General features: G+C 71.1%; 9 protein-coding genes. 6 read left to right on the forward strand and 3 right to left on the reverse strand.

What is annotated here, in order from left to right:
- Nucleotides 1–472 precede the first annotated feature (472 nt).
- The 4 genes from Q0C41_RS26905 to Q0C41_RS26920 are packed head-to-tail and all read left to right on the forward strand — an operon-like array spanning nucleotide 473 to nucleotide 3,384.
- Entirely contained in the window at nucleotides 473–868 is a 396-nt protein-coding gene (locus Q0C41_RS26905; protein ID WP_291989313.1) for an OsmC family protein, read from the forward strand.
- Nucleotides 869–878: 10 nt separating this feature from the next.
- On the forward strand, nucleotides 879–2,300 hold the full coding sequence (locus tag Q0C41_RS26910; protein ID WP_291989315.1) for a hypothetical protein: 1,422 nt from the start codon (nucleotides 879–881) through the stop codon (nucleotides 2,298–2,300).
- On the forward strand, nucleotides 2,297–3,139 hold the full coding sequence (locus Q0C41_RS26915) for a sugar phosphate isomerase/epimerase (RefSeq protein ID WP_291989317.1): 843 nt from the start codon (nucleotides 2,297–2,299) through the stop codon (nucleotides 3,137–3,139). Before Q0C41_RS26910 ends, Q0C41_RS26915 begins: the two co-directional genes overlap by 4 nt.
- 11 nt (nucleotides 3,140–3,150) lie before the next feature.
- Nucleotides 3,151–3,384: a hypothetical protein gene (locus tag Q0C41_RS26920; protein ID WP_291989319.1), complete on the forward strand. Its 234-nt coding sequence runs from the start codon at nucleotides 3,151–3,153 to the stop codon at nucleotides 3,382–3,384.
- Between the two features lie 10 nt (nucleotides 3,385–3,394).
- Here the strand turns inward: Q0C41_RS26920 and Q0C41_RS26925 are convergent, their stop codons facing one another.
- Nucleotides 3,395–4,921: an AAA family ATPase gene (locus Q0C41_RS26925; RefSeq protein WP_291989321.1), complete on the reverse strand. Its 1,527-nt coding sequence runs from the start codon at nucleotides 4,919–4,921 to the stop codon at nucleotides 3,395–3,397.
- Nucleotides 4,922–5,045: 124 nt separating this feature from the next.
- The gene (locus tag Q0C41_RS26930) at nucleotides 5,046–5,564 is read right to left on the reverse strand and encodes a GrpB family protein (protein WP_291989323.1); all 519 of its coding nucleotides are present in this window, start codon (nucleotides 5,562–5,564) and stop codon (nucleotides 5,046–5,048) included.
- Nucleotides 5,565–5,623: 59 nt separating this feature from the next.
- On the opposite strand from Q0C41_RS26930, the gene Q0C41_RS26935 reads away from it, so the two are divergent.
- Both Q0C41_RS26935 and Q0C41_RS26940 read left to right on the forward strand, forming a co-directional pair.
- Nucleotides 5,624–6,754: an aminotransferase gene (locus tag Q0C41_RS26935; protein ID WP_291989325.1), complete on the forward strand. Its 1,131-nt coding sequence runs from the start codon at nucleotides 5,624–5,626 to the stop codon at nucleotides 6,752–6,754.
- A 187-nt stretch (nucleotides 6,755–6,941) separates the two neighbouring features.
- Nucleotides 6,942–7,934, forward strand: a complete 993-nt coding sequence (locus tag Q0C41_RS26940) for a substrate-binding domain-containing protein (protein WP_291989327.1) — start codon at nucleotides 6,942–6,944, stop codon at nucleotides 7,932–7,934.
- On the opposite strand, the gene Q0C41_RS26945 is transcribed toward Q0C41_RS26940, so the two are convergent.
- Nucleotides 7,912–9,135 (reverse strand): response regulator, encoded by a 1,224-nt coding sequence (locus Q0C41_RS26945; protein ID WP_291989329.1) that lies wholly within the window; start codon nucleotides 9,133–9,135, stop codon nucleotides 7,912–7,914. The two genes, Q0C41_RS26940 and Q0C41_RS26945, sit on opposite strands and share 23 nt — an antisense overlap.
- Nucleotides 9,136–9,815: the final 680 nt, after the last annotated feature.

Raw genomic sequence — 9,815 nt, forward strand, 5'->3', positions numbered from 1 at the left:
GGGTGCCGTCCAGTCGTGCGCGCGTGACCACACCCAGGATGCGGTCGCGCTCGGTGACCACGAGCGCCTGGAGATCGTGCGTGCGCATGTGGTCCCAGGCCTGGTCGGCACCGGTGCACGCGTCAGCCACGGCCACCCGCGTGTCCATCACGTCAGCTGCGCGCATGCGTCTGTCCTTTCGTGCGCGGACGCCTCGGCGAGGCGTCCCTCCCAACGACTGGACGCCTCGGCGAGGCGTCTCTCTCATCGAGCGTGCACGACCGGTGCCCGCCGACGCTGTCGTCGATTGCACAGATCCGCCGCGGCCGCTGGGGCGGATCTCGCACCTCTCCGCGAAATACTCCGCGCCGCCCGTCGATCGTGCGTGCGGAAGCCGCGCACGTGGGCCTGCACGGCACAGCGTGGATGGCAGCGAACGTGCGTACGACGTCGGTGGACGGGGCAGGGCAGCGACAGTTGTGCGGAGGCGGCCATGGTCGAGATCGTGTGGGATTCGGGTGGTGCGGCCACCTGCAGCGCGCCCTCAGGCGCGCGACTCCACATCGGGACCGGCGAGCCCTGGGCGCCAGAGGATCTGCTGGCGGCGGCCGTCTCGGCCAGCGTCATGCAGACGTTCCTGACCGCCGCGCTCGATGCGCGCGTGGCGGTGCTGGGCTACGTCGCCTCCGCGGCGTTGACGGTCAGGGAGGACGCCCGCCCTGCCGTCGGAGTCCGGGCGTGCATCACCGTGGCGAGCGGTGTGACTCCAGCCGTCGTCACCGCCCTCTGCCAACACGCGCGCCGCACCGCGCCGGTCTCCCGGATGCTCGCCTCGACCACGTTGACCGTCTCGGCCGATGTCGAGGTCCTGACCGGCGCTCCCGCCTGAGGTGCGGCCCATGCTGACGACGGCACCACCACACCCGCGGATCGCCGACAAGCTGGACGCGTACCGTCGCGACGTGCACGTCCGCCGCCGGCTGCGCGAGTTCTGTGGGGCGAGCGGGGAAGACGCGCCGACGGCTCGCTACCTCGCCGTGCTGCGCGGCACCGAGCGGCCTCCCGTGCTCTGGCGTCGTGCCGCCCAGGTGCCGGCCGAGCAGATCGACGAGGTCGTGGCCGAGGGGGACGTGTCGCGATCGCTGTGGGACCGCGAGAGTCTCGTCTTCCTTCTGGATCTCGACTACCAGAACGTCGATCACCCGTGGGAGCCGTTCACCGCGCCTGCAGACGTCTTCCTGAAACTCGAGCCGACCTACATCTCGGTGCTCCGGGTGTTCGCGCTCTATGGCCTTCCGGCGCAGGTGTCGATGACGGGGCGGGGCTACCACTTCGTCGGGCGCGTCCCGATCGACGACCTGCTGGTGGATCGCCTGGCCGCCCTCCTGCCCGAGCCGCCTCCCTGGTTCGCAGGCCACGCGCTCGCGCCGGCCATCACCGCGCGGACGGCGCGGGCGTCGGCCGGACTCGGCGTCCTGACCGAGTTCCTCGCCCAGGAGATCCTCGCCGTCGCCGAGCGTCGCAGCCCGATCCCCGTGGTGCTGAACGGGACGGTCGTCGGTGGCGGCGTCTCGGGGCGCGAGTGCATCTCGATCGACATCTCGCACGTCGGCGATCCCCTGGACGTGCGCCACATGCGCGTCCCGTTCTCGACGTACCGCTGGCACCAGTTCCGCCCGGACATCTTCGGGCGCGGGACCGGTGGCGGCGATCTCCTGGTGGTCGTGCCTCGCACGGACCAGACGCTCGCCGAACTGATGGCCCGTGGCCGCGACCTCGACGCCGCCATCGCGCTGGCCCCGTCGAGCGACACGACGCTGCCGGACATGACACGCGGGCTCGCACAGGTGTGCGACGCCTACGAAGGATCGCCACTCGGCCTGTTCCATCGCCGCTTCCATCACGAGCCGGCAGGCGCCACTCCGCCGCCGGCGCTCTCGGCGACCTCCCTGCCCCCCTGCGTGACCCTGGCCCTCCGACAGCCCAATGACCTGCTGCTGCGCCCGGAGTACCTGCAGCACGTCACGCGCGGCCTGATCGCCCGTGGCTGGGCGGCTCGGCAGGTGGCCACGCTCGTCGCGGCCACCTATCGCGAGGATCACCAGTGGGGTGATCACTGGCGATTCATGGATCCGGCCTCGCGGGCCGAGTTCGACGTTCGGGTCTTCGCCGGGCTGATCGCCACGGGCCTCGACCACCTGATCGACTTCAACTGCGTGTCATCGCAGGAGAAGGGCCTGTGTCCGGGCGTGGTCTGCACACGCGACCTGCGCACCGAACGCGACCGACTGCTGCGCCGCATCGAAGGCGGGTTGTCGTGACATGGTCGATCGGCATCTCCACCGGCGCGTGTACGGATCTCCCGATCACCGCCGTCGTCGAGGCCCTGCGGGACAGTGGCGCCCGCGGCCTCGAACTGGGGACGCCGCCACGGCACTTCAGCCCCTGGGAGGCATCCCAGGTGACCGCCCTGGCCTCCAGCCTGACGAGGGCGGCCCTGCACGCCGTGTCGATTCATGCCCCCTTCGGCGGACTGCTGGACCTCGCCGACCCGAATCCGCAGCATCGTCACGCGACGGTTGGCGCCATCCTCGTCGCGGCGCGCGCGCTGAAGTCGCTCGGCGGGCATGTGGTCGTCGTCCACCCGAGCGATCGCCTGCGTGAGCCGGCCGACATCGAGGCGCGGCTGCACGACTGCGTGCAGAGCCTGGTCCCCTTGACTGCGGCCTGCGACCGCGAGGGGCTGGTCCTCGCGCTCGAGTCACCGCTGCCACATCTGGTGGGTGGACGTCCGGACGAGTTCGCGTGGATCCTGCAGCACGCGCCGCCGCGCCTCCGGGTTTGCCTCGATACGGGCCATGTGGCGCTGGCCGGGTGGTGGCGCCGCTTCATGGACGTCAGTGCCGGCCGGCTCGTCCACGTCCACGCCAACGACAACCACGGACGCTTCGACGACCACCTGCCGCTCGGGGAGGGCACGATCGACTGGGCCGCGATCGCGTCGTCGCTGACCGATGCCGACTTCGACGGCTGGGTGATGCTCGAACTGCGGCGCCCCGACGGCGACATCGGCCCCTACTTCCGCCGCGCCCATGCCCACGCCCTGGCGCTGCTCGGCCGGGGTGTGCAACCTGGAACAGACGTGGCCCATCCGGCCTGAGAGACTGTGTCATGCGCAGCCCTGCCTTCGAGTATCCCGTCGCTCACCTCAGCCGCCCCCGCGCACAGTCGCTGGCCGACCAGAAGGACGACCAGCCGCACCGCTGCCCCTCGTGTGCGTCCTCGAGCATCGTGGCGACGTCGAAGACCATCACCGCCAACAGCTACTGGCGATGCGACGGGTGCGGCGAGGTCTGGAGCCCGGCGCGGCGGTTGAGCACGGTACCGCGCAGCTGGCGCGCCTGAGCGGCCACGCTCAGAGCCGCTTCAGCGCGTCGGCCAACAGTTGCGCGGGCGTCCGCGTGGCATCCAGTCGATGCCACGTGATGACGCCCGTGGTCAGACCGCCCTGCCGCCGCACGACGGTGGCATCGGCGTCCGAGGCGTCCGGCCCGCGTTCCACGGCTCGCGACAGGCGGACCGACTCCGGCGCCTCGAGCCACAGGCCCGTGAAGGGCACCCCGCCGTCGACGGCGATCCCCGCGATCGCGTCGCGTTCCTCCTGCCTCGCACACACCCCGTCGACCACCACCCCGTGTCCGCCTGCGACGACGACGCCGGCACGCTGGGCGACAGTGGCGTACACGACGCTCGAGATCGCCGGCGTGTAGGCATCGGCGCCGAGATGCGTCAGCGGATGCACCCCGAACAGTCGCTTGCGCACTTCGTCGGTGCGCACCAGGACGGCTCCCGGCACGGCTCCGACGTGCGGCGCGAGCCTGCGCGCGAGCGTGCTCTTGCCGGTTCCCGACAGCCCCCCGATGGCGACGATGCGGGCGGGCTGAGGCGCCAGGAGGCGTTGCGCGAGTGCCAGGTAGCCATGGGTCAGCGCACGGAGGTCCACCCGTCCTGGCCCGTCGGGCTGCATCGCCGCGGCCGTCGCGCTGGTCTTGGCGCGCACGGCGGCGCGGCAGGACAGGAAGAGTGGCAGCAACGGCACGGCATCGAGGTCGTCCAGCTCGCCGAGCCACGCATTCCAGACGGCGTTGGCGTGCCATCGCAGGTCGCGCCGCCAGAGATCCATCAGCAGGAACGCGAGGTCGTAGCCCACGTCGATGCACGACAGGGCCTCGTTGAACTCGATGCCGTCGAACAGCGTCGGTCCCTCGGGCAGCACCACCACATTGCGGAGATGCAGGTCGCCGTGGCAGTAGCGGACCCTGCCGTCGCGCCGACGCCGCTCCAGTCGTGGTGTGTCGACGGCGAGGCGCGCACGCGCGGCGTCGGTCCAGCGGCGGATGTCCGCCTCCTGGACGATGTCGGCGGCGAACTCGCGCAGACCTGACGCGTTCCCGTCGATGACCCAGGCCATGTTGTCGGCACCGCCGCGGTCCTGTCGAGGCGTCGCCTGGGCATGCAGGCGCGCGACGGCGCGTCCCAGTGGTGCCATCAGCCCCGGATCGAGGGCGTTGCGCGAGGCCAGCCGGTCGAACAGGGCCTCCTGATCGAAGCGCTGCATCGCCACCAGCCAGTCCACCACCTCGCCATGCCCGCTGATCGCCAGGCGCCCGTCGTCTTCGCGCGTGACCGGCACGACGGCGTGGTACAGGGTCGGGGCGATGCGACGGTTCAGGCGCAGTTCGCCCTCGCACATGAGCCGTCGTCGTTCGACGGTCGAGAAGTCCATGTAGTCGTAGCGCACGGCCCTTTTGAGCTTCCAGGCGTGCTGCCCCGCGAGGAAGACGATGGAGCCGTGGGTCTCGATGCGCTCGACGTCGTGTCCGCCGTGCGTCGCGGGATCGCCGAGGAACGCGATGACATCGGACTGGTCTTCGGTGCGCATGACGCTGGCCTTGCTCGCAACGATCGTGCCCACCGGGTCCGGCACGCTGCCGCGGCACGTCGTCGGATGGTCGCGCGGCGGCGCGGAAACACCCGCCGGTGCGTGGGAAATCCCGCAGCGTCCGTCACGGGGGCGAGAGCAGGGCCCGCACCAGATCGACCTTGCCGCGGGTGTACGCCTCCCGGTCGTCCGGATACTGCCGGGCGAGGGCCACCTTCACGGCCTCGTAGCGCGCCCTGGCTGGCGCATCGGCGCGCAGGCGATCGCGGACCTGCAGGTACTGCTGCCACGCGAGGCTGTCGGCGCCGACCACGTGCAGATGCACGAGCCGAACGTCGGGCGGCGCATCGAGCACGAAGAGATGGTCGCCGGCGTCGATCCGCTCGCCACGACAGGCGTACCCGAGCGCGGCGAGGCGCGGCACGAGCGTGGCGATCGACGCGGTGGGGACGAGGGCGGCCGCGAGGTCGACGATCGGTTTGGCCGCCAGGTCCGGCACCGCCGTGCTGCCGATGTGCTGCACGTCGAGCAGCAGGTCCACCCCGGCCGCGGCGACGGCCGCGCAGGCGTGCCGGGCCACCACGATCCAGGCGGGGTCGTGCGGCACCACACGCACCGTGCCGTGCTGGAGTCCGAGCGCCATGTCGCCGCCGCAGCATATCGGAGGAGCCGGGCAGAGGCGCGCTGGTTTAGAGTGTCGCCATGCAGATTGCCCCGTTCGCCGTCGAACAGTGGATGAACGCGCACGAGACGCGGTGCGAGCTCAATCTCGCCGAGACCTGCGTCGAATCGCTCACGGTGGCGCAACTGCTCGAGATGACCGGGGCGACCGACACGTTCCTCGCCGAGGTGCGGCCCCTGAAGCTGACCTACGGCGCCATCGAAGGCAGTGCGCGACTGCGGACGGCGATCGCCCGGCTCTATGCGTCTCGCGCGCCGGGGGAGGTACTGCTGACCCACGGCGCCGCCGGCGCCAATGCGCTGGTCTACGCCGCGCTGATCGAGCCCGGCGATCGGGTCATCTCCATCGTCCCGACGTACCAGCAGCACGTGTCGATTCCCGAAAGCCTCGGCGCCGACGTCGTGTGCCTGCCGTTGCGGGCCGAGGCAGGCTATCGGCTGGATCTCGACGAGTTGCGACGACTCCTGACGCCGTCCACGAAGGCCATCGCGCTGACCAATCCGAACAACCCGACCGGGGCCGTGCTGGATGGCGAGACCCTCGAAGGGCTGATCGGGCTGGCCGAGATGGCGGACGCGTGGCTGGTGGCCGACGAGGTCTACCGCGGGGCCTCGCAGGAGGGAGACGTGCTGCCGCCGTCGATCGCCGATCTCTACGCGAAGGGCATTGCCGTCGGCAGCATGTCCAAGGCGTTCTCGCTGGCGGGCCTCCGCCTCGGCTGGATCTGCGCGTCCACCGACCTGCTGCGGGCCGTGGAGGTGCATCGCGACTACACCACGATCAGCATGGGCATGATCGACGACCTGCTGGCGGCCCTCGCCCTCGAACACAGCGACGCGATCCTGGCGCGCAGTCGCGCCATCGTGCGCGCGAACCTGGAGATTCTCGATTGCTGGGTGGCGTCGGAGCCGGCCATCACGTACGTCAAGCCGGCGGCGGGGACCACCGCGCTGCTGCGCTATGCGCCGGACCTGCCGTCGCAGGAGTTCTGCCTGCGCCTGCTCGAGACCACGGGGGTGCTGTTCACGCCCGGCAGCGCCTTCGAGGTCGAAGGCACCGTGCGCATCGGCTACGCGAACAACGAAGCGGTGCTGGTGGAAGGCCTGCGGCGCACATCGGCGTTCCTCCGGCAGCTGGAGTCGGCCGGGTGAACGTCACGAAAAACCGGTGCCGGATCTCGGGGAGGGCATCCCGGCGCGGGTGAGCACGGCCGAGAGAACACAAGGAAAGATCCGGCACCGGAGAGCGCAGTCTACAGCAGGAAATCACGCTGTGCCGGCTTTCGAATGCGTCCCATCATGGGACGATCTCCAGCACGTCCAACGGGGGCAGACGACGATGCAGCACGCAGGGTGGTGGACGGCGACGATGGTGATGATGGGGGTGCTCGCCGGGTGTGGCGGCGGGGGCTCGTCCAGGCCCGCCGTGCTGACGATCGGCGTGGTCCCCAAGGGGTCCACGCACGAGCACTGGAAGCGCGTGAAGGTCGGCGCGGAGAAGGCGGCAGCAGAGTTCACCGCCGCCGGCACGGCGGTCGAGGTGATCTGGAAGGGACCGCTCCGCGAGGACGATCGCGAGCAGCAGGTGCAGGTCGTCGAAGGCTTCATCAGCCAGGGCCTCGCGGGGCTCGTGTTGTCGCCGCTCGACAGCAGTGCGCTGCGGCGCCCGGTGGAGGAGGCCTTTGCTGCCGGCATTCCGACGGTGATCTTCGACTCGGCGCTGGCCACGCCGAACCCCACCATCAGCTATGTGAGCACCGACAACGGCAAGGGCGGACGGCTGGCAGGCCGTCGCATGGGCGAGTTGCTCGGCGGCAAGGGCGTCGTGCTGATGCTGCGGTACCAGGAGGGGTCGGCCGCCACGGAGGAACGCGAGCAGGGCTTCCTCGACGCGCTGCGCGAGGAGTTCCCCGCGGTGGAGGTGATCTCGTCGGACCAATACGCCGGACCGACGCGCGACACGGCCAAGCGGGCCGCCGAGAACCTGCTCAACCGCTTCGGTGATCGCGTCACCGGCATCTACACGCCGAACGAGTCGTCGACCGGAGGCATGCTGCTTGCCCTGCAGGACATCGGCAAGGCCGGCGTGGTGACGTTCGTCGGCTTCGACTACAGCTCCAGCTTCGTCGGTCCGCTGCAGCGTGGCGAGATCCACGGCTTCGTCGCCCAGCACCCCGTCAACATGGGGTACCTGAGCGTGAAGACCCTCGTGGAGCACCTGCAGGGCAAGGCGGTGCCGAAGGTGGTGGACACGGGCGTCATCATGGTCACGGCCGACAACCTTGCGGACGCGAGCGTGCAGGCCGTGATCAATCCGCCCGAGGCGCGCTGACGTCCCGGATCATCAGCACGAGGCTCAGGTCCACGCGGTCCGTGGCGAGCACGATGAGCTGCTGGTCGTCGGTCGTGGTGCCATCCCAGGGACGGAGGTCCGAGGCGAGGTTGACCGCCTCCCGCCGTTCGGCGAGCGTGGTCGCCAGCTGCTGTCCGATCGCTCGAAGCAGCGGTTCGAGCGGATGGGTGCCGGCCGCTGGTGCCGGCCGCGTCGCCAGCACCTCGGCGAGGGCCGTCGCGGCGCCATCCGGCACGCGCAGCCCGATCTCCACGTCGCCCCCTGGCCCCGTCAACCGGACCGCCACGCCAGGCGCCCCGGCGTCGTCGTGCCGCGTCGGGGAGGCGGTCGGGGCCACCTGCAGGCCCAGCTGCTGATCGCAGACGCGGGCCGTCGCGGCGATCAGCGGTTGTCGCCACTGCCTCGCCATCGTCGTCGCCCCGGTCCGCGGCACGAGTGCGTCGAAGGCCGCGAGGAAGCGGTCGGCCACGAAGGTCCGGGGGACCTGTCCGAGCACCTGCGAGGCCGCGAGGCCGGTGTCGCCGAGGGCCAGGACGGGCACTGACGTCAGCGAGGGCTGGCGTCGCAGGACGTCGAGCGTCCGTTCGGCGGTGAGCGTATCGAGGCGCTGTCCAAGGACGACCACGTCGGGGCGTCGGGCCACGGCGAGCTGCACGGCGTGCGCCCCGCTGGTGGCGACCTCGATATCGAAGCGGTGCGAGAGCAGCCCGGTGATGAACTGCGTCATGTCTTCGTCACCGTCGGCGATGAGCAGGCGCGGTTCGGGGGCCAGGGTCAGCCGGAGGTCGTGGTCGTCCTCGCCGAGGTCTGGGGCGAGGTTGTCGACGAAGGCCAGCAGCTTGTCCACGGCAGGACCGGCACGGAGCGGCTTGATGATGTAGCCCTGCACGCCCAGGGCGAGGATGTCGCGCACCGCCGCGGCATCGCGCGAGGCGGTCAGCATCGCGACGGGCAGCGCGCGGTGGCGGGGGTTGGTGCGGATGGCCTGCAGCACCTCGATGCCGCCCATCAGCGGCATGTCGAGGTCGAGCACCACGCCGTCACAGACCTCGTCATCGAGTCGCGCCACGGCCTCGATGCCGTTGGCGGCATGGCTGACCGTGCACTGGCGATGGCGTTGCAGCAGGCGCTCGAGCAGCACCCGTACGGCCTCGTCATCGTCTGCGATCAGTAAGTGCACGTGGAATCACCTGTCGTCGTGGCCGTGCGCGTGTCCGGACCGACCCGTCCGAGACATCGGCGCGCCGGCCTCAGCCATGAAGAGAGTAAGCCCGCGGCGGCGTGGCGGCCAGTCTGTTCGCGTGCGACGGTGGTCGGCTCTGGGCTCAGGCCGTCAGGCTCACCCAACCAGGCTGAGGACGCAGGGCGCAGGGCTCGAGGCGAAGGGCCCCACCCGATGCGCGTGTGCCGAACGGCACCGCCAACGGGGACGCGGGCGGTCCGCGGGTTCCACGGGGCTGGGGGCTGGATGCTGGGGGCTCGATGCTGGGAGCTGGGCGCCAGGGGCTGGGACAGGCGCGCCGGAGTCCGTCGTCGCGGTCGAGGGTGGCGGGCACGGCGTTGGCCGTCAGCGCCCACCCCTCGGTCAGCCGTCCACGGCCCCATCGCGCAGGCTGGAGCCGCGGGCCTGAAGGCGGTCGCGCCGACCAGCCGAGCAACGCGAGGATGGCTCCGGGGGGAGGATTCGAGCCCGACGGCGAGCCGCAGGCGGAGCCGCGGGCCTGAAGGCGGTCGCGCCGACCAGCCGAGCAGCGCGAGGATGGCTCCGGGGGGAGGATTCGAGCCCGACGGCGAGCCGCAGGCGGAGCCGCGGGCCTGAAGGCGGTCGCGCCGACCAGCCGAGCAGCGCGAGGATGGCTC

Origin of the sequence: Luteitalea sp., from assembly GCF_022842525.1 — a bacterium.
In the GTDB taxonomy this organism is placed as follows: domain Bacteria; phylum Acidobacteriota; class Vicinamibacteria; order Vicinamibacterales; family Vicinamibacteraceae; genus Luteitalea.